16 protein-coding genes are annotated in these 21250 nt (G+C 39.5%); 4 read left to right on the top strand and 12 right to left on the bottom strand.

What is annotated here, in order from left to right; genetic code table 11:
* Positions 1-81: 81 nt before the first annotated feature.
* From IPP32_17425 to IPP32_17410, 4 genes are all read right to left on the bottom strand, one after another.
* Complete coding sequence (locus tag IPP32_17425) at positions 82-1035, bottom strand: transketolase family protein (protein MBL0049866.1); 954 nt, start codon at positions 1033-1035, stop codon at positions 82-84.
* A gap of 18 nt (positions 1036-1053) precedes the next feature.
* Positions 1054-2442: a VWA domain-containing protein gene (locus IPP32_17420; GenBank protein MBL0049865.1), complete on the bottom strand. Its 1389-nt coding sequence runs from the start codon at positions 2440-2442 to the stop codon at positions 1054-1056.
* Between the two features lie 374 nt (positions 2443-2816).
* Complete coding sequence (mgtE, locus tag IPP32_17415) at positions 2817-4202, bottom strand: magnesium transporter (GenBank protein MBL0049864.1); 1386 nt, start codon at positions 4200-4202, stop codon at positions 2817-2819.
* Between the two features lie 97 nt (positions 4203-4299).
* Positions 4300-5160, bottom strand: coding sequence for a transketolase (locus tag IPP32_17410; protein MBL0049863.1), 861 nt, complete (start codon positions 5158-5160; stop codon positions 4300-4302).
* Positions 5161-5322: 162 nt separating this feature from the next.
* Between IPP32_17410 and ychF the strand changes: the two genes are divergently transcribed.
* The gene (gene ychF, locus IPP32_17405) at positions 5323-6423 is read left to right on the top strand and encodes a redox-regulated ATPase YchF (GenBank protein MBL0049862.1); all 1101 of its coding nucleotides are present in this window, start codon (positions 5323-5325) and stop codon (positions 6421-6423) included.
* Positions 6424-6425: 2 nt separating this feature from the next.
* Here the strand turns inward: ychF and IPP32_17400 are convergent, their stop codons facing one another.
* Both IPP32_17400 and IPP32_17395 read right to left on the bottom strand, forming a co-directional pair.
* Positions 6426-10568, bottom strand: a complete 4143-nt coding sequence (locus tag IPP32_17400) for a T9SS type A sorting domain-containing protein (GenBank protein MBL0049861.1) — start codon at positions 10566-10568, stop codon at positions 6426-6428.
* A gap of 109 nt (positions 10569-10677) precedes the next feature.
* On the bottom strand, positions 10678-12246 hold the full coding sequence (locus IPP32_17395; GenBank protein ID MBL0049860.1) for a gliding motility-associated C-terminal domain-containing protein: 1569 nt from the start codon (positions 12244-12246) through the stop codon (positions 10678-10680).
* A gap of 321 nt (positions 12247-12567) precedes the next feature.
* Here IPP32_17395 and IPP32_17390 point away from each other — a divergent pair, with 321 nt between their 5' ends.
* Positions 12568-13425, top strand: coding sequence for an esterase family protein (locus tag IPP32_17390; protein MBL0049859.1), 858 nt, complete (start codon positions 12568-12570; stop codon positions 13423-13425).
* 185 nt (positions 13426-13610) lie between these two features.
* On the opposite strand, the gene IPP32_17385 is transcribed toward IPP32_17390, so the two are convergent.
* From IPP32_17385 to IPP32_17375, 3 genes are read right to left on the bottom strand one after another with little or no spacing between them, the layout of a single operon-like run.
* Positions 13611-14321, bottom strand: a complete 711-nt coding sequence (locus IPP32_17385; GenBank protein MBL0049858.1) for a 16S rRNA (uracil(1498)-N(3))-methyltransferase — start codon at positions 14319-14321, stop codon at positions 13611-13613.
* 29 nt (positions 14322-14350) lie between these two features.
* Positions 14351-15067: a bacillithiol biosynthesis deacetylase BshB1 gene (gene bshB1 / locus IPP32_17380; GenBank protein MBL0049857.1), complete on the bottom strand. Its 717-nt coding sequence runs from the start codon at positions 15065-15067 to the stop codon at positions 14351-14353.
* 14 nt (positions 15068-15081) lie between these two features.
* The gene (locus IPP32_17375) at positions 15082-15621 is read right to left on the bottom strand and encodes a glutathione peroxidase (protein MBL0049856.1); all 540 of its coding nucleotides are present in this window, start codon (positions 15619-15621) and stop codon (positions 15082-15084) included.
* Positions 15622-15776: 155 nt separating this feature from the next.
* On the opposite strand from IPP32_17375, the gene IPP32_17370 reads away from it, so the two are divergent.
* Together IPP32_17370 and IPP32_17365 are read left to right on the top strand one after the other, a co-directional pair.
* Positions 15777-17180 carry an MBL fold metallo-hydrolase gene (locus IPP32_17370; protein ID MBL0049855.1) on the top strand — a complete coding sequence of 468 codons (1404 nt, stop codon included), beginning with the start codon at positions 15777-15779 and terminating at the stop codon, positions 17178-17180.
* 34 nt (positions 17181-17214) lie between these two features.
* A complete protein-coding gene (locus tag IPP32_17365; GenBank protein MBL0049854.1) occupies positions 17215-17880 on the top strand; it encodes a heme exporter protein CcmB in 666 nt (221 codons plus the stop codon).
* Here IPP32_17365 and IPP32_17360 read toward each other — a convergent pair.
* The 3 genes from IPP32_17360 to IPP32_17350 are packed head-to-tail and all read right to left on the bottom strand — an operon-like array spanning position 17877 to position 21249.
* Positions 17877-18629 (bottom strand): tetratricopeptide repeat protein, encoded by a 753-nt coding sequence (locus IPP32_17360; GenBank protein MBL0049853.1) that lies wholly within the window; start codon positions 18627-18629, stop codon positions 17877-17879. The genes IPP32_17365 and IPP32_17360 overlap by 4 nt on opposite strands.
* Positions 18630-18666: 37 nt before the next feature.
* A complete protein-coding gene (locus tag IPP32_17355) occupies positions 18667-20484 on the bottom strand; it encodes a protein BatD (protein ID MBL0049852.1) in 1818 nt (605 codons plus the stop codon).
* A gap of 21 nt (positions 20485-20505) precedes the next feature.
* The gene (locus tag IPP32_17350) at positions 20506-21249 is read right to left on the bottom strand and encodes a tetratricopeptide repeat protein (GenBank protein ID MBL0049851.1); all 744 of its coding nucleotides are present in this window, start codon (positions 21247-21249) and stop codon (positions 20506-20508) included.
* Between the last annotated feature and the right edge of the window lies 1 nt (position 21250).

Genomic DNA, 21250 nt, shown 5'->3' with positions numbered 1-21250 from the left:
TTAAGGAAATAATTTGGGCTTGTAATTTGTGTATGACAATTACTTAAAATGCAGTAATTACAAGCTTTACACAGTATTGATTTATTTTCTACTAATTACTTTTTGAACCGCTGTTACAATATTTTTTGCATCCAATCCATATTTCACCATCAGTTCATCCGGCGTTCCACTTTCACCAAAACTATCGTTTACGCCTACCATTTCCATGGGGCTCGGTAATTCTCTGCAAAGCAATTGCGCAATGCTGTCGCCTAAGCCACCATTTAATTGATGCTCTTCAGCTGTTACCACGCATTTTGTTTTTCGAACCGATTTTAAAACGGCTTCAATATCCAGTGGTTTTATGGTGTGAATGTTAATTATTTCAGCATTTATTCCTAAGGCTTCCAATTGCTCTCCGGCTTCAATGGCTTTCCACACCAAGTGACCGGTGCAAAAAATACTTACGTCAGTTCCTTCATTTAGCATCACTGCTTTTCCGATTTCAAATTTTTGATCGGCTGGTGTAAAAACAGGAACGGTTGGGCGTCCAAAACGCAAGTAAACCGGACCGTGATGCTCGGCAATGGCAATTGTAGCTGCTTTGGTTTGATTGTAATCACAAGGATTTATGACCACCATATTTGGTAACATTTTCATCATCCCCAAGTCTTCCAATATTTGGTGGGTGGCACCATCTTCTCCTAAGGTTAATCCGGCATGTGAAGCACAAATTTTTACATTTTTATCGGAGTAGGCAATCGATTGGCGAATCTGGTCATATACTCTGCCGGTGCTAAAATTAGCAAAGGTTCCTGTAAATGGAATTTTATCGCCAATGGTCATACCTGCTGCCATGCCCATCATGTTAGCCTCTGCAATTCCTACCTGAAAGAAACGCTCCGGAAAATCTTTTGCAAAAGCATCCATTTTTAAAGAGCCGGTTAAGTCGGCACACAAGGCTACTACTTTTGGATTGCTTTTTCCTAATTCATGCAAACCTGCGCCAAACCCTGAACGGGTGTCTTTTTTCTCGGTGTAAGTGTATTTTTTCATATGTTGTAATTTCTATTTTTAAAAAGCTTTAACAGAAGCCGAACTTCCCGACTCAATTTTAAATTCTCTTTCAATGGTATAAATACTTTCCTTGGCGCTTTTAGGGCGATATACCAGTCGATAATTACCCGGCAAAAGCACCAATGTTTCTCGCGTGGAGTTTTCGGGAATGTTGTAAATCCATTTTAGTTTATTTTTTTCTTCCACATATAAACTTCCATATCCTGCGCCACTCATCAAGATGTTGGCAATACCGGGTTGGGGAATTTGCACACTGGTAGTTTTACTTTGGGATACGTCTACATCGCTAATAAGCATGCGTGGTAAAGTGAGTACTTCCAAATCATATTTTCCGACTAAATACTTTTCTGTTTTGCTAGCATCCTGCACGGTTAGTGTAGCCATTTCTCCTTTTTTGCGCACAATAAATTGAAGCGATTTATAGTCGTTAATGCCAGCCGTTTTTAAATTTAAATAACCTTGTGGGGCGTCAAGCGCGATGATGGTGTGCTTTCCGGGAATTAGTTCGATGCTGTCTTTTTGAACCGGAGGAACCGTATGCACAATCATTTTATAGGTAGGTAAAGGGTCTAAGGGTAAGGTATCCGGGTTGCCTTTGTTGTTGATGGTATGGATGTAATTGTATTTTATTTGACCTGTATGCATGTCGTAAAAAGTCATGTTCACATTGGTTTCGGTGGGTTTACCGCTGATGTCTAACAAGTTTACCTGAGCAGTGGTAGAGTTTAAAGCCTGCGAAATAATAATGCCCATGGCATATTGAAATGATTTTTCGTTGGTAGCATCAAAATATTTACCGATGCATTCAAAGGTTTTAGCAAAATTATCATCGAGTCCAATTCCAATCACAAATGGTTTTAACACAATTCCCTTAGCTTGCAAAGCAGCCGAAACAGCACAAGGGTCGCCTTCGCATTCTTCTTCTCCATCGGTAATTAAAATGATAATATTACGGCAATCGGCACAGGTCGGAAAATCAGCACCCGACTGCTCTAATGAATATGCAATAGGTGTTGTACCTTTAGGTTGAGCGAGTTTTATTTTATTTTTTATTTGTGCAAAATTATTTTTCGAAAAAGGAACTTCCAATTTGGTGTCTTTGCAATTGCGCTCTGGCTGAAGCGGCGATTGATGGCCATACATGCGTAGAGCCACCTCCACATTATCGAGCTTTTGAAGGCTGTCCATGGTTTGCATTAAGATTCTTTTTGATACATCCATTTTGGTAGCACTTTCCCATTTTCCCACCATACTTAAAGAGCAATCAAAAACAAAAAGAATACGCGTAAGCGGAATTTCTTTTTTAGGACGAGGTTGGGCAATCGAAGGATTTAGGAATAAGGAATTAAGAAGCAGGATTGCAAAAAAGGCAACTCCTCTATTCATTGTAAAAATTGTATTCAGTTTTATTTTCAAAATCAATTTTTCTTTTATTCAACAATTCTCCTTCGACTCCGCTCAGGAGGACATGGTAAATTTACTATCTCAAAAACCTATTAACTCAATAACCCCCCTTCGACTCCGCTCAGGATGACATGCTAAAGTTAGTATCTCAATAACTCTCCTTCGACTCCGCTCAGGAGGACATGGTAAATTTACTATCTCAAAAACCCCCCTTCGACTCCGCTCAGGAGGACATGGTAAATTTACTATCTCAAAAACCCCCCTTCGACTCCGCTCAGGAGGACATAAGTCTTAAACAATTCAATAACTTTATAAATCAACAAATCAACAATTAGCTAATCAGCTAATCACCACATCTATAGTAACGTTCCCTTTAAAAAAATATACGCCCAACTAAAATAGATTAATAGTCCGGTAACATCCACTAATGTTGCCACAAATGGTGCAGAAGATACTGCAGGGTCAAATCCTACTTTTTTTAAAAAAATGGGTAACATTGAACCCGATATTGTTCCCCACATTACAACTCCAACCAATGAACAACCTACAGTTAGGCCAAGCGGAAACCAATGTGGCCCGTAGGCTCCGGTTATACTAAACCAAACAGCAATTCTTATAAATCCAATCAAACCTAAAATCCCACCCAACATTAAACCTGACAAAAGCTCTCTACGTAACACTCGCCACCAATCTTTTATGGTGATTTCACCCAATGCCATAGCACGAATAATTAATGTTGCTGCTTGGGAACCCGAATTTCCACCACTCGAAATAATTAAAGGAATAAACAAGGCCAATACAACTGCTTTTTCAATTTCACCTTGAAAGAAGGCCATAGCAGTGGCAGTAAGCATTTCTCCGATGAATAATACAATTAACCAAATAGCGCGCTTACGCACCAACATCATCAATGGGGTTTCAATATAAGGTTCTTCCAAAGCCTCGGTACCCCCCATTTTGTGGATATCTTCGGTATCTTCTTCTTGCGCTAAGGTGAGGACGTCATCAATGGTAACAATTCCCAGCAAAATACCTTCCACATCCGTTACAGGCAGCGCCACACGATCGTTTTTCCGGAACTCTACAATGGCACTTTCTTCATCATTATTAACGCTTAGGGCAATAAATTTATTGTCCATCAACTCACTCACCTTCTTCTCCGGCGAAACAAATAAAAACTCTTGTATGCGAATGTCGTCAATGAGTTTTCCGTTGTCGTCGATGATGTAAACAATGTTTACTGTCTCGGTATATTTTCCTCTTTTGCGGATGTAGGTCAATACTTTTTCAACTGTCCAATGCTGCTTCACCGCAATGTAATCGGGAGTCATCAATCGACCCACGCTGTGTTCGGGATAACCCAATAAGGAAAGTGTAACTGTGCGTTCCTCAGGGGACAATAATTTCAATAATTCTTTAACCGCCTCACTGGGTAATTCTTCTAAAAATTTGGTGCGGTCATCAGGTGAAATTTCATTTAGGATACTGGCTTTTTTGAAATTCGGCAAGGCTTTCAGTATTTCTTCCTGTTCCGATAAATCCAAAAATTCAAAGGTATCTGCAGCTAATTTTGGAGCGAGTAAATTAAAAATATGTAACCGGTCGCTTTCATTTGAATCGTTGATAATAGCAACCAATTCATCCGGCAAGAGCGAATTTAGCGCAACTTCCAAAGCCACCCCATCGTGCGCCTCCAGCAGTTCCCTAATATTTGGTTTTACTATTTCTTCGTTCAAACTCATAAAAACATTTCAAAACTATTTCAATCCAGCCAACAAAACAAACAACCTTAATTAATCAACGCTAATCAGCTAATCGGCTAATCCTCAAATCAGCTAATCAGCTAATCAACCAATCAATAATCCCCAAAGTTTCCGGAAGCTGCGCCAATGCAGCTTTTAGCTGTTCGTCATTAGGTGCAACACCGTGCCATTTGTGTGAGCCCATCATAAAATCAACACCAAAGCCCATTTCCGTTTTCATCAAAATCACCACCGGTTTTCCTTTTCCGGTCATGGTTTTGGCGCGTTGCAAAGTGGCTACCACTTCGCTCATTTTATTGCCATTCATTTCTAACACTTCCCAACCGAATGCCAGCCATTTGGCTTTTAAATCACCCAACGAAAGCACTGCATTGGTTGAGCCGTCAATTTGCTGCCCGTTCACATCCACTGTTGAAATGAGATTATCTACTTTTTTAGCGGCGGCGTACATCATGGCTTCCCACACTTGTCCTTCCTGCAATTCGCCATCCCCATGTAGGGTAAAAACCAGTTGGGCATCGCCATTTAATTTTTTAGCAAGCGCGGCACCAATAGCAACGCTCAATCCTTGGCCTAGCGAACCACTGCTCATGCGCACGCCCGGCAAGCCTTCATGCGTGGTAGGATGCCCTTGCAGGCGAGAATTTAATTTTCTGAAAGTGCTGAGTTCTTTCACATCAAAATAACCCGAACGAGCCAAAACACTATAAAAAACAGGTGAAATATGTCCATTGGAAAGAAAGAACAAATCTTGGTTTTTTCCGTCCATATCAAATGGAACAGGACTGTGTTTCAATACTTCAAAATATAGGGCTACTAAAAAATCGGTACAACCCAATGAACCTCCGGGGTGACCCGAATTTACGGCATGAACTTCACGAACAATGTCTCTGCGCACTTGAGAGGCAATTTTTTCTAAATCAGTAATTGTTGGCATAGCTTAATTTTTGTGTGCCAAAAGTATCTTTTTTTATTGAGGGATTTCGCCTTGCGTTTAAAAATAGCGCCTAAAAAAATGCGAATCTTTCAACATTTTATTCACTAAAATTCACTTTTAAAAAATTACATTTGCAGCCCGTAAAAAATAAAAAAGCAGACTATGGCATTACAATGTGGGATTGTGGGATTACCGAATGTTGGAAAATCAACCCTATTCAATTGTTTATCGAACGCGAAAGCGCAAGCAGCGAACTTTCCATTTTGCACCATTGAGCCAAATGTGGGTGTGATAACTGTTCCGGATGAACGCCTATTAAAATTGGAGGAGTTAGTGAAACCGGAGCGTGTGCTTCCCACTACAGTGGAAATTGTGGACATTGCCGGATTGGTAAAAGGAGCGAGCAAGGGCGAAGGATTAGGAAATAAGTTTTTAGCCAATATCCGCGAAACCAATGCTATTATTCACGTTTTGCGCTGCTTCGATGATCCTAATGTGGTGCATGTGGACGGTTCTATAAATCCGGTGCGAGACAAGGAAACCATTGATTTTGAATTGCAAATAAAGGACTTGGAAGCCATCGATAAAAAAATTCAGAAGTACGAAAAGATAGCAAAGGTGGGAGCTGACAAGGATGCAAAGAAATGCTACGATGTGCTTAATGTTTACAAAGCACATATCGAGCAAGGTAAATCCGCTCGCTCAGCCCCTGTTATTAAGGAGGATAAAAAATACATTGAGGATTTAATGTTGCTTACGCAAAAGCCAATTTTGTATGTATGCAATGTGGACGAAGGTTCTGTAATTAATGGAAACAAGCATGTGGATGCTGTTAAAGAGGCCATTAAAGATGAAGATGCCGAAGTAATTATTATTACTGCAGCGATGGAAGCCGAAATTGCAGCGCTCGAAAGTTATGACGACCGTCAAAGTTTTTTGAAGGATATTGGATTGGAAGAACCCGGTGTAAACAAGCTAATTAAAGCAGCTTACAAACTACTTGATTTGTATACCTATTTTACCGCAGGAGTAAAAGAAGTACGTGCTTGGACCATAACCAAAGGGATGACAGCACCGCAAGCTGCCGGAGTAATTCATACCGATTTTGAAAAAGGATTTATCCGCGCAGAGGTAATTAAATACCAGGATTATATTAAATATGGTTCAGAAAGCGCTTGCAAAGATGCCGGAAAGCTTGGTATTGAAGGGAAGGAATACTTGGTAGAAGATGGCGATATTATGCACTTCAGATTTAACGTGTAAATCTAAAACTTAAGTTTTCTTACCACCGATTCCAGACCATTGCTGGCTTTAAGTAAGTAAATTCCTTTTGAATAAGGGGCAGTGGATAGGCTGATACTTGTTTTATCTTCATTGCTTACTATTTCTTTTGAAAAAATAACGCGTCCCGAAATATCATAAATTTCGATTAGCACATTTTCGTTTTGCGCACTTTGTATCCTTGCCTCTAGGGTGTTAGCCTCTATATTTTGCAACAATTGTTCAAAGGCAATTGATTTGCCACTTACTTTAACCGCAACAATATCGCTAAGGCTGGTAGTGCCATCAAAATCGGTTTGTTTTAATTGATAATAATTCATACCGTTCATTGGTGAGTTGTCTACTATCTCGTAAGATAGCGTATTAGAGCTATTTCCAGCACCTTTAATACGTTTTAGTTCTTCAAAGTTTACCGCATCTCCTGAGCGTAAAACGGTAAAATAATTGTTGTTTATTTCGGATGCGGTCGACCAATTTACAGCTACAGCAGCCCCTTTTAATTCAGCGGTAAAGCTTGATAGTTCAATAGGAAGAGCAGTAATCGGGGTACAGCCTTCGCTTTTATAAAGGGTAGTTCCAAAGTCGTAATCCACAAAAGCACCATCCCCCGGATTTAATAAACAGCGCTCATAAGAAGCTTGATCGGTGCAGGTTCCAAAGGTTGCTTCTAATGTTCGGGTGGTGCAGCTTGGATGGTAATTGGCAAATCGGCCTGTAGGGCTAGAGTTATTAGCAAAAACGGCATATATTGGTCCGGTTCCGCACTCTGCTGAGAAGTTAAATGAATAGCTTGGATTAGCTCCGGTAAACACAATTACTTGTGCGTTTGCCGGAATAGGATTGGCTTCCACAAATAGTCCGGCACAGCCTGCTGTGGTATTGTATTGTGCAACACGGGCAGCATTTGTTTTCCAAATTTGAGTGGCACAGCCTGAATTGCAATAGGTAGAACCATTCGGAAATTTAATTTTGAGTTGACTTAATGGCAATGGATCGCTGCCGGTAATAAAGGTAAAAAATTCCTCACGGCCTTCGGAGCCACTGATACAAGCATCTACAAATAGGGATTTTATTTTAGCACAAACCGTAGCACAAGCAGCCGAAATAATAATATCTGAAGAAAGACCACTAATGGTTCCATCACTAGCTGTTAAATTGTACGTTCCGTCCAAATCCAAAGCAAAGGCATTAAAAACAGCAACCCCTGAAACTGCTACTGCACTTAAAGTACCTGTTAAATTTCCCGGACCATTGGTTACGGTTAATGTAACAGTACCTGTATAGGTGTCGTCGATTTCATTGTTCCCATTGGTAGCACTCACCGCAAGCATTAAATTTTGATTCGGAATAAAACAGCCTTTGGGCATATTGGTGAACGAAAATTGTGTAGGAACAACTGCAGTACTACCAGGACAACCGCTTAAGTTAATATCATCAATATTCCACACCTCATTAGGACTATCGCTTGTTGCAATAATTTTTAATGCAACTTGTGTGGCTCCGTCAGGAATGTAAAGTATTATAGTAGAAAAGTTATTGTTACTTAATCCACCTTGAGGTGCGGCTATACTGATGGAAGTACCAACAATAGTGCTGGCTGTTAAATTAGCAGAATAAGGCCAAATTGCGTTTGCACCACCAGAAAGTTTGATGTCGGGTGTTCCCGCAAAAGCAGCGCCATTAAGTGCGACAAAGAATTTAATATTGTCGGCTGCATCCATACCTTGTCCACCAGTTACACCCGTTGAGGAAACGCGAATAGTTATTTTTTTATTTACGTAGGCGGTTGTTGGTACAGCATTTAAAGTTATTGTACCGGATACACCTGCATTTTGAAACGATTTTGTTCCGGTTAAAATGCGTTGGTTAGCAGGAGTATCGCTACCTCCGGTAGTTGATGAGCTGCTAAAAGTACCCGCCCAAGTCATGCCTGCAGTTTCAAAACCTTGAAATGCAAAACTGGATGCAGCGCAACTGCTGGTCTCGAAATCAGTGGGATAAATGGAGGTGAGGTAATTGGTTGCAGGGCAACTGTTAAACTCAAAAACAGCAGTGTAATAATTGGTGTTTCCAGTGAGCCCCGTAATATTCACAGAGCTGCCTGTACCAGCATAAACTACAAAGGAGGAACCAATCATGGAGCCGCTTCCAAACAATGTATTGGCAGTATATACACTACCGTTTGTTGGAACATCGCTGCCATTAATTGGCAATGTGCTTACGACAACAAGTCTGTTTGTGGCATCACCATTGGTCCAATTAATGGTCATGGAAACATCCAAAATGCTGGTGAAATTTATGCCTGTTGCTGCAATGGTAGGAGAGCCACAACCTGGAGTGGTAACAATGGTTTGAGTAGGATACACACTTGTTAAGTAATCGTCAGCGGCAGAACAATATTCAAAAGATGCAAAATAGTATATGGTAGATGGAGATAAACCACTTACCGTTACGGAGTTTCCGGTACTATTAAGCAATACAAATCCTGCGCCTATTGCAGATCCTGAACCAAAATTACTGCTTGCACTGTAGCTTGAACCATCTATGGGTAATTCAGCTGCGGTAATGGCTGTTGTGCTCCCTACAATAATTCGTTTACTTCCATTTCCTGGTGTTAGGTTAAGCACTATGGTAGCACTGGCAGCTGAATAACTGGCAAAGGCAACTTGTGTGGTCGGTTCGGTGCAAAGTGTGGCAGCATTTCCGGTAAGTGGTGCAACTGTATAGTAATTTGTGCAGGCACCGCTTCCACTAAATTCGTATACCGCATAATAGTAATTTGTGTTAAACGAAAGACTTGTAACCGTAACTGTATTTGCGCTACCCGAATAAACAACATATTCTCCGGCAGCGGTTGTGGACCCTGTGCCAAAAGCGGCATTGGCTGTATAACTGTTGCCAAAAACGGGAGCGGTTGTAACGGCACTGCCTGCCTTTGCAACTACAATACAATTGACTCCATTTCCCCGCACCCAATCCAGCTGCATTTGAGAGGCACTAATGGCGGAAAAGCTTAAAGCAGATGATTGCACAGTTGGTGTTGCTACACAAGTTGTAGCATTAGCAACCGGCGCACTACCTCCGGTAATGTAGGCGGCACAAGTACAATTGCTATTAAATTCGTACACTTTGAAATAATACTGTGTGCTTGGATTTAGTCCGGTAACAGTTACTGAAGTTCCATAGCCCACATACACGGCAAATCCGGCGCCTATGGCATTTCCCAAGCCAAATATAGAGTTGTCGGCATAAGAGGTTCCGAGTGTTGGATTGGTAGCTACTGCACTTCCTTGTCTCGCAATTACCAAGCATCGTGAACCATTACCTCTAGCCCAATTTAAAGTCATAGAGCTGGAATTAATTGCTGAAATGCTAAGTGCAGAAGCTTGAACCGTTGGAATGGCAGGCGCAATACAAGCTGAGCCGGAAGCGGTTACACTAAAATCATCTATCCCAAGTGCCATTGCATTCTGGTAAGTTAGAGATGCATCTCTGTATGTCCAGCGCAAATAGTAGCTCGCAGCACCGGTAACGTTTAATCCGGTTATGCTAACTGTTGTTGAGTTGGATAAAGGAGGATTGTGAACGGTAATGTTTTCGCCATCTGCAGGATAATTTTTATCCCCACTTGCAATGGCAGTCCATGTGGTTCCATTGGTACTACCAAATAAATTCCAGTCGTAACTGAGTACCCCGTTACGGTATTTTTCATATTTAAAAGTAACATCCAATTGACTGATGGTGCTGCAGGTGTTGTTAATCATTTGCAACATAATGTGGCGTTGACCAGAGTAACCTGCTGATGCTATAAATCCAATGGCTCTATCGGTGCTTGTACCATTTTGTCCGTTTCCAAAATTATAGGTTCCGCCATTCGAAGATTGAGTTATAACATTTCCACCGGTGGTTCCGGCTGCTTCGCTGGTTGCTGTGTAATTGCTCACATTGGCATAAGTAGGTGACGCACCAGTTCCGAATTTCCATCCGGAAGGAACAGTAGTAATGGCGTTATTTCCAAGGCTATTAAAATCCTCAAGGTAAGGCGTACCTAAGGTGGTAATAGATATCTGCGCACTTAAGTGAGAAGCAAGCAGAACAAAGAAGAGTATGAGTGTGTGTTTTTTCATTTAGAACTTCTTTCGCAAAATCCCCAAAAAGTTCTACAAAGTTACTAAAAATATAGCTGAATTGAATGTTAAATTAGACTAAATTAAGCTAGGTTTTTAATTTCTTGTTTTACTTTATGAGGGTAATTGTTCCTGAAGGTGTTATACTTGATCCATCCATAAAAGTTACGTTTAGCACATAAAAAAACACGCCTTCAGTAACTTGTTTTCCGGATGGTGTTCTACCGTTCCATCCTTCATTAATATTTGACCATTCGTGTACCTTGTTTCCCCAACGGTCAAAAATCAAGCCGCTAAAGGTTTCTACACTATTTGACACAATCGAAAACAGGTCATTTACTCCATCTCCATTTGGTGTAAATACGTTTGGTATCTCGAAATGATTAGCGGGCAGCGTATCTATCGCTATAACCGGCTGTGTTACAGTAATTATTCTTACTGCCGTATCGCTGCATCCGGTGGCATTTTTGGCAGTTAAAATTACGGTATAGGTTCCCGCGATATTGTATATATGCGTTGGTGTGAGAGAATCGTTTACACTGGTGCTATCCCCAAAATTCCAGCTAAGGTTCACTGCATTAGCCTGACTGGTGTTGGCAAAATTCACTGTTAAAGGCGCATCTCCCGAAAGGGTATCTGCATCAAAACCGGCAACTGTGCTACCAAAGCTGAGGTTCTTACTTGCCGGGTTACATGCATTGGGATTGTTAAGCGTAATATTTGCAGTTGCAATAACTTGAATACTTGTGCCAGTATCACCGGTTGACCAGGAATTTCCATTTGTAATGGAGGAAGTAAGTGTTACCGTATCGCCTATGCAAAAAGAACTTGCTACAGAGGAGGCTGTAATCGTTAAGTTGGCGCCAGTAAAAGGTTGGCAGTTATTGTTTAAGCTGTTTATCCATGCAATATTGGCAGCATTGTTACCAACACCGGGTGTTTCGCCGTTAAGTGTTGAGTCGCTCGTCCAATTGGCTTGAAGTGTGGGATCATCACTTACCACATTTTTCATATTAAAAACTCTCTTGTTGGCATCCCCGGAAAAAAATATTTTAGGGTTAAAATTGGAGTTATCGCCCCAGCTAACCGCATGTGCAGGAATACTGTAATTGGATGGATTACGTGTTTGAAAAGCATCACCATCATTCCGCATTCCGATAACTGCCGACCAACCATTTGTGGAAGTAAAAGCAGTTGCTGTAGATGGAAAATTTTGATTCGAAATTCCGGGTTGGGTAGCATGTCTTTCCAACAACGTTGTGTTGCTGTAGGGAATAACCAAACGGCAGTTCCCGTCGTTGGCATTTAAATCGTTCGCAGGAATTAAAGGATTGGTAGAGGTTGAGCCATCGTCATAAATTAAAATAAGTGTACCAATTTTAATATTTTGCCAAAAAGCAATGTTTTTAAGACGAACACATCCCGCCGCAATACCATTCCCTGCACCCGAAGCAAAGGTTCCATTATTATCGTCGATAATCCAATTCCGCAAATCTGCTGTAGAGCCGGTGCAGGTGTTTGTTCCAACTACCAACAATTCAACATATTCCACAGCCGGGTTTTGACCTCCTTGAGAAAGCTCATTAATTACCAGTTTAGGCTGCGCAGCAACTGATAGTGATAGGAAGAGTAAGGCGGTGGAAATCTTTATGGAGGAAACAACTGCTTTTAAAATCATACTTTATTGCGTGTTTATTTATACTGTGCAAAAAACCTAATTTCACAAAATTAAGGTTTATGAATGAATAGCTTAGTGTGCTAATCGATAGTTGTTAACAGTAATCCTGTTGGTAAATGCACTTTTAATACCTTCTTTTTTAGCTTGAAGTGGATTTTGAAATTATAAATTGCTAATGTGCACTTTAACTATGTGGCTAATCCCTTGTTATTTAATGAGTTATAATTAATTAGTTCGTAACTAGTTAATAACATATTACCTATTCACTAACATTCGCATAACTCTAATTTTACTTTTGCGTTAGAAAGGTAAAAATAAGCTATGTCGGTAAGTTTTAATTTGGCGCTTCGTGCGAGAATTCACAGGTATTTAAATCAGGATTCGGTTATTGCTGAGCGCAAGCGAAATTTTAGATCGGTGCATTTGGCCCGTAAGGTGGAGATGGATATTTTTTTACCTCCTGATTATTTCTCCGAAAAGGAACACTATCCGGTGCTTTATTTTAACGATGGGCAGGATATGGCCAGCATTAAGCTCGAACAAACCCTCGAAGAATTATATTTTCAACAACGCATAAAAAAAATAATTGTGGTGGCTGTGCATTGTGGCGCTGCTCGGGTGCAAGAGTATGGTACTGTATCGAGTCCTGATTTTGCGAAGCGCGGAAGCCTTGCCGGTAAGTATTCCGATTTTATAACTAAAGAATTAATGCCTTACATAAATTCTCGGTATACTACCTTAGCCGGAGCTGAACATACTGCATTTGCAGGCTTTTCGTTGGGTGGACTTTCTGCTTTGGATATTGGTTGGGCCAATCCGGAGTTATTTTCGAAAGTGGGCGTATTTAGCGGTTCCTTGTGGTGGAGAAAGCGCGCGTTAGAAAAGGGATATACCGATGCCGATCGCATTATGCATGCCATCATCCGCGAAAGCGAGCCAAGACCAAGTATGAAGTTTTGGTTTCAAACCGGCACCAATGACGAAACCAAGGATAGAAATAAAAATGGAGTAATCGATTCGATTGACGATACACTTGACTTGATAAAGGAATTACTCGAAAAGGGATATGTGATGGATCACCATATTCGCTACCTCGAAATTGCGGGTGGTGAGCACAACCAACAAACATGGGGCGAAGCGCTACCGGATTTTTTGGAATGGACCTTTAAGAAGAATTAAACTTATTTTTTGCGCGTGTTTTTTTCCTTGCTTATAAGGTAAGACTGTTCAAATGGGAGTAACTTATTTTAACCGTCAAATTCGCAGAGAAGGCGCAAAGAGCGCGGAGAGAATAGGTTTTTATTAAAAGCGACTCTGCGATCTCAGTGTCTCCTTCGCACCGCGTAGGTTAAATGCATTAAGATCTAAACTTCATTTATCAAATTTACAGTATGACAGGCGACCAAGGCAGCAGTTTCGGTGCGCAAACGGCTATTGGATAAACTCACTGCTTCAAATCCATTTGAAAGGGTCAGCTCAATTTCAGCTTTGCTAAAATCTCCTTCCGGTCCGATGAGAACAAGCACATTTTTATTTTTTTCATACACTTCCGCTAAGCGTTTTTTTTCGCCGGGATAGCAGTGTGCAATAAATTTTTGTCCTTCGAAAGTTTTAGTTTGTTCTACTAATTTTTTAAACGAAAGCGTTTCTTCCAATACCGGCAAATAAGCTTTAAGCGATTGCTTCATGGCAGCGATAAGTACTTTTAGTAAACGTTCCGGTTTCACAACAGTGCGTTCCGAATGCTCACACTGAAGAGGAGTAATTTTATCCAAGCCTATTTCAGTTGCTTTTTCAAGAAACCATTCAAACCGATCGGAACTTTTTGTGGGCGCACAGGCAATGTGCAGGCTAAAATTTCTTTTTTGAAAATCCTTTTGTGTTTCCACAATATTCACTTCGCATTTTTTGGAATGCGCTTGCGTGATTTTTGCTTTATAATATCCGCCAATACCATCCACCAAAATTAGTTCATCATTTTCTTTCATCCGCAATACATTAATGCAGTGCTTCGATTCTTCTTCACTCAGCACGAGTGTTGCATCTGAAATAGTTGGCGTGTAGGAAAGGTGCATGATAGTATAGCTAAAAAATCTTTCGGGAATTAAATAAGCTGATTCAGATTTTGCACACCGGCGATGCGCTCATAGGTAAAACCTTCGCCATAGTCCACACCAATAATGCGGCCCATTTCGGCGGAACGATTTCGAATACCGTCGATAAATTGTTTGGATGAAATGGGTGTTTGTGGTTCCTTAGACTTGGGATCAAAAAATTGAGAACTAAAAGCCAAAATGGCTTCCATTTTTTTTTCGATTTGTGCGCTGATGTCCACAATAAAATCGGGTTTTATGTATCGGTCTTGAATATAGTGATACACAAATTTTGGTCGCCAAGCCTTTTGCTTTTTGCCGGCTTCTTCAGTTTCGATCTTTATCAAACCTGAATAAAAACAAGCATCCGAAACCAAGTTAGCTCCTTTAGCGTGGTCGGGATGACGGTCGTAAACGGCATTACACAATATAATATCGGGTTGATAAGCTCTAATTTTTTTAATGAGTAACAATTGGTTTTCGGGGCTGTTGTAAAAAAAGCCATCCGGCATAGTTAAGTTTTCACGCAAGTGCACACCTAAAATTTGAGCTGCGTGAGAAGCCTCTTGTGCACGCAATTCTGCTGACCCGCGGGTACCTAATTCCCCTCTAGTTAAATCGAGTATTCCAACCTTTTGTTTTAATGCAATATGATTAAGTATAGTACCTGCACAAGAAAGTTCTACATCATCGGGATGGGCGCCAATCGCTAGAATATCGAGTTTCATAAAACTAAATGAGATTATTGATTTAACCAATTCAAAATTTCTTCGCAATCGGGCGCAGTGGAAGGCGAAACATGACCCACTACATTTCCATCTGCATCAATTAAAAATTTACTGAAATTCCAGCCCACTACATAATCTTCTTTACCATTAAGTTCTTTTGAGGTAAGCCATTTATACAGGGGGTGCATATCCGAACCTTTCACCGAAATTTTTTCCATCATGGGAAAAGTGACACCATAATTTTTGGTGCAAAATGCTTTTATTTCTGCATTAGAGCCGGGTTCCTGTCGCATAAAATTGTTGGCGGGAAATCCGAGGATGACAAATTTCTCACTACCAAATTTTTTATAGAGTTTTTCAAGTGCATCGTATTGAGGGGTATTGCCGCATTTGGAAGCAGTATTTACAATCAATACTTTTTTACCTTTTAAGGTAGCTAAATCAAATTCTTTTCCATCAATGTCATTAACTTTAAAAGCGTATAAATTTTGAGTTTGTGCTTGGGCTGCGCTCATCCCAATGGTAAGCAGTAGTGCGAAGAATAATTTTTTCATATATTTTTATTTTGCCTTAAGGCTAAATTTGTTGTGGATTATTTTTTTACGAAGGTAAAACATATCAAGTGATTTAGCGCATGGATTAAACTACCTTAATTCTTTTAGTGAGAGCCCATTTATTTCTCTTACTTTTGAAACTCAAATTGTAGGATATGAAAATTCAATTTAGTGGCGCAGCGCGCACTGTAACCGGTAGCAAACACTTAGTGATTCTCGATAATGGAACCAAAATATTATTGGATTGCGGAATGTATCAGGGGCTAGGTCAACCGGGAGAAGGGCTGAATCGTGCTTTTGATTTTAACCCCTGGGATATTGATTATTTAATATTGTCGCATGCGCACATCGATCATTCGGGCTTAATTCCCTATTGGGTAAAAAATGGATTTAAAGGAAAAATATTTTGCACCTATGCTAGCAAAGATTTATGTAAAATTATGTTGGCAGATACGGCGCACATTCAAGAAAATGATTTACGTTTTTTAAATAAGAGAAGAATAAAGAAGGGGGAAAAACCCTTGAAGCCACTTTACGATTCAACAGATGTGATTGATACCCTGCTTCTGATGCAGGGAGTTGATTATAATACAACGGTAAATGTTTGTGAGGGTGTGGAACTCAGTTTTACCTTTATAGGCCACATTCTTGGCAGCGGTTGTGTAAATCTAAAAGTTACCGAAGGCGAGAAGCAAACCCGTTTTTGTTTTACAGGCGACATTGGAAGAGCAAATAGTCAGTTGCTAAAAAATCCGGAAGCATTTCCGCAGGCCGATTATATTGTAACAGAATCCACCTACGGCGACCGCTTGCATCAAGACATGAAAGACACCGAGGAAAAATTATTGAGTGTGGTAATGGATACTTGTGTGAAGAAGAAAGGAAAACTCATTATTCCCGCATTTAGTTTAGGCCGCACGCAAGAATTGGTCTTCGCATTGGATAAAATGGAAAACAAAGGCTTGCTACCGAAAATTAATGTGTATGTAGATAGCCCTTTATCCGTGAGCGCAACCGACATCATGCGAAAGCATACTGAATGCTTTAATTCGGAATTACTCGAATACATTAAAACTGATGCTGATCCATTTGGCTTTAATCGTTTGACGTATATTCAAGATGCGTCTGTGAGCAAGACATTAAATAATTTGGATGAACCCTGTATCATTATTTCAGCCTCCGGAATGATGGAAGCAGGGCGGATAAAACACCATCTTGCCAACAATGTGAGCAATCCCAAAAATACCATTTTGGTTGTGGGATATTGTGAGCCAAACTCTTTAGGAGCGCGCATTCGCAACAAGGATAAATTTGTGCATATTTATGGCGAAGATTATCCCTTAAATGCTGGTGTCGAAATAATGGATTCCTACTCGGCACACGGCGATTATACTGAAATGATTAATTATTTGAGTTGCCAAGATAAATCCCAGGTGAAAGAAATTTTTTTGGTGCATGGAGAATATGAAACGCAACAAGTTTACCGTGATAAGTTAATTAAGGAAGGCTATGCTAAAGTAAGCATTCCCGAAAGAGGATACGTTGCAGAACTGGTTTAATGATTTTGAAACTATGGCTTCTAATAATTTTTAAATGCCCACATTAACGCAAGAAATAAAGTATTTAGTTGCAAAGGAAATGAAGCAAGAACTAAGGCAAAAATTTGCTTTAGGGGGAATTCTGTTATATGTTGTTTCTACTGTTTTTGTCTGCTATCTCTCTTTTCGCTCCATCATCGATAAACCTACTTGGAATGCACTTTTTTGGGTAATCCTATTATTTGGTTCTATTAATGCTGTGGCAAAAAGCTTTATTCAAGAAAGTAAAGGAAGACAATTGTACTATTATACCTTGGTAAGTCCACAAGCAGTAATACTTTCTAAAATAATTTACAACACTTTATTGATGCTGCTTTTGAGTATAGTTTGTTTTTTGGTATACTCGCTTTTCATAAAAAGTTTAGTGGAAGATGTTCCCTTTTTCTTGCTGACATTAGTCTTTGGAAGTATTGGTTTTGCTAGTGTTTTAAGCATGGTTTCGGCGATTGCTTCCAAAACAAACAGCAACTTTAGTTTAATGGCCATTTTGAGTTTCCCGATGTTGATTCCCTTATTGCTTTCGCTGATAAAAGTTTCGAAATACGCTGTTGACGGGTTAGATAGAACTTTGAGCTATCCTTATTTTGGAGTATTGCTGTTGATTAATTTAATGGTAATTCTATTGAGTTACCTCTTGTTTCCTTATTTGTGGCGCGATTAAATTATACGCACTGCATTTTCTTGCAGCCAACCTTCGTTTCCATTCTCTAATCGAATCCTAAACCAAGTATTGTTTTTCTCAATAATATTCACTTTGGCACCCTCGTGAATTATGAATAAATCTTTTGAGTTCTCCGTAGGAGCACTTTTAATTGTGGCGCTCGAATTAAATAAAATTGCTTGTCCACTGGCATTTTTAAACGCATGATTCGTTTCTGCTAAAAAGTAAAATGACAAAGAGCTTATTAATGCTAAACAAAAGCAGGCAAAAAAGATTTGTTTCCCAACGGAGGAGGTGGATAAGCGGAAAACAATGAGGGCTGCAAATGCAACAAACATGCTGATAATGCTAAGTATACCCCAAGCATCAGGAGATTTGGAGCTCACAAAATTATCCCACCAGGATTTAAAAATCAATTGTTCTTTTGCTTCGGTTTTATCGATGGTTTTTAAGTTGGCTAATTTTAGGTTGGCAATAACATCCTCATCGGTAGGACTAATTTTTTTTGCTTTTTCGTAATATAAAATGGCATTAGCAATGCTATCGGTTTTGTAATAGGCATTTCCTAAATTGAAATACAATTCGCTCGATTGATAGCCTTCTTTGATTAATTGCTGGTAAGAAGAAATAGCGGTTTCGAAATTGTTTTTAAGGTAAGCATCGTTACCAATTTTAAACACATCGTTTTCGGATGCTCTTGAAAACAAGGTGAAGGTGATAGCTAAGAGGAGGAGGCTAATTTTTTTCATCTGTATTGGATTTGTTTGACTGGGGTCAGATGGCTATTTATTTTAATTCTTCTTCAATTTTACTAATGGTGGCAACGGTATCGGCATAATCGGTTTGCATGGCCGCACTTGATTTTACCGGTGAAAAGCGGGCAAATTCACTTTTGTTTAACGTAGTGATCAGGAAATTTATTGCCTGTTCATCGGCCCCTTTTTGAAAGAGTGTTTCTTTTATTTTCTCTTTCGATAAATCAGCAATTGAAATATTGAGTTTATCACTTAAATAACCATTAATTGATTTAAACAATTCATTGTAAAAAGCATCGTAATTGTTGGCCGTTAAATGCGATTGGGCAATTTCCATTCTTTTGCGCGCTATTTTTGTGGCTTTTTTGCTTTTTCTACTAACAGTATCTTTAAGGCTTTCCATGTATTTTTTAAATACAATCGAAAACAAAAGGAATAGGAGCAGTGGCAATGATAGCAAGCAGTAGAAAACAGTGGAACCAAAAAATTCTGTACCATTCTTCACTAAATTTGTTTTTGTTTTGATGTAACGAATATCGTTACCTAAAATTTTTACATCTTCTTTGGCAGTCATCACAGTAGTGGCATTTGCTTCCGATTCATTGCCGGCGCCTTTTTCCACTTCCAATGGGAACTCCGGACTGTTTAGTGTTACGTAAGCTTTTTTAGAAACATCAAAATAGGTGAAGCTCAGCGAAGGAATTTTATAACTTCCGGAATGTCTTGGAATTAGGAGATAGTCGAATGTTCGACTACCTGAAACGCCGGAAGCAGAGGTACTTATTTTATCATTTATTTTGGCATCATAGCTTTCAATCTCAGGCGGTAATTTTAGTTTAAAAGGGTCAATTAATTTTAAATTTCCTTTACCGGAGATAGTTATATAAAGGTTGGTAGCATCGTTGCTTTTAAGGGTTTTGTTGGTATTACTTAAACGACTTTCCATACCAAAATCACCAACTGCACCATTAAAATCAGACGGTTTTCCGGCGGTAGGAAGGGGCATAACTTCAATTTTAAGCGCTTTGCTTTTTGCAGAGGTGCGCACATCCTGATATCCGCCGCCAAAGAATTGATCAAAGAAACTGTTGCTTCGGTTTTTTTGTTGTACCCTTTTTACAAAGTCCATTACCATCTCAGTAATTTCCAATGTTCCTGCGCGTTGTGGCATCAAAATCGTTTTTTTGATTTCAGCCACCTGATACTGCACACCATCCAATACTTCAGGTCTTAGGGTTGCTTGTTGATTGGGCGAGATAATATCTTCACTCCAGAATCCATTAAAAACGGGAGCTTTTGTAAGTGCATTTTGTACGATACTCACCTTGGTGTAAATTTTGAAACTCACCAATAATTGTTCTCCAACATACACTTTACTTTTATCCACACTTGCCCGGATAAATAAATCATTGTTGTCGCCGGCCGACTGATCTTGTCCTCTGTTTTGCCCACCCTGTCCTTGTTGTGCTGCAGGATTTTTAACTACTTCTATAACCAGTGATTTAGAGGATATTGTTTTTCCGTTCACCACAATCGAAGCGGGGCCAATGGTGAATTTGCCTTCGCGTTGACCTGCAAGAATAAAAGAGTAGGAAAGTGTTTGCGACATGTTGCCGTTTACAAAGGTCATGCTGCTGGACTGATTTGGTCCGGAGAGTACAGCAAATTCACGAATTTCGGGAGATCTAAAATTTCCACCACTTGCATTAAGTGAATACGAAATTTGAAATTGTTCTCCCACACCAACTTGTGATCTGCTGGTTGTTGCGGTAAGCACTGCATCTTGGCCCAAAACAAGTTTGGAGAGGCAGGTAAAAATGATGAGTAGAATTAGGTTATTTTTTTTCATTTATTCAATACATTTAAGCGCTTACCAATCTTTTTCAATGGCTACTTTAACTCCCACCGCTTTTTTCTTTTTCAATTTATCCTGAACATCTTTTTCCTGATTGTTCATGGCTTCTAATAAACGTTTAGCATCCTCCTTGTTCATTTTTTGGGGCTGCTGTTGTGCTTGTTGTTGCTCTTGTTTTTCGTCTTTTTGATCTTTGTTATCTCCTTGTTGTTGGTCTTTTTTATCTTTATTATTTTGGTCTTTGTTATCTTGATTTTGTTGATTCTGATCTTTGTTTTGATCGTTTTTGTTATCCTTGTTTTTGTTGTTTTTATCTTGATTTTGCTGTTGTTCTAATTTCTTTTTTGCGTACGCTAAATTGTAACGCGTGTCTTCATCTTTGGGATTTATTTTTAATGCATTTTGATAGGCCTTTACACAGTCTTCATATTTTTTGTTCTGCAGCAATGAATTACCTAGGTTGTGGTAGGTTTGCGCCAATTTGGGTTTATCTGTGATTTTTTTGGTGAGGGATTCAAATAAATTTCCTGCCTCTTCGTATTTTTTTTGTTTGTACAAAGCATCGCCCAAATTAAACTGTGCATCAAGTGATGCTTTATTTTTATCGATAGATTTAGAATAGCTTTTTTCTGCTTCTAAAAATTTATTGTGTTTATAAAAATCGTTTCCTTCACGGATGTATTTATTCTCCGTTTGAGCATTGGAGCTAACTAAAGTCATCAAACTATAAAAGAAGAAAGCTATCGCACGTTGAATCATT

It is taken from the genome of Bacteroidota bacterium (assembly GCA_016721765.1).
In the GTDB taxonomy this organism is placed as follows: domain Bacteria; phylum Bacteroidota; class Bacteroidia; order UBA4408; family UBA4408; genus UBA4408.
Note: the sequence above shows the minus strand (reverse complement) of the source record. Positions and strands in the feature narration are given on the sequence as shown.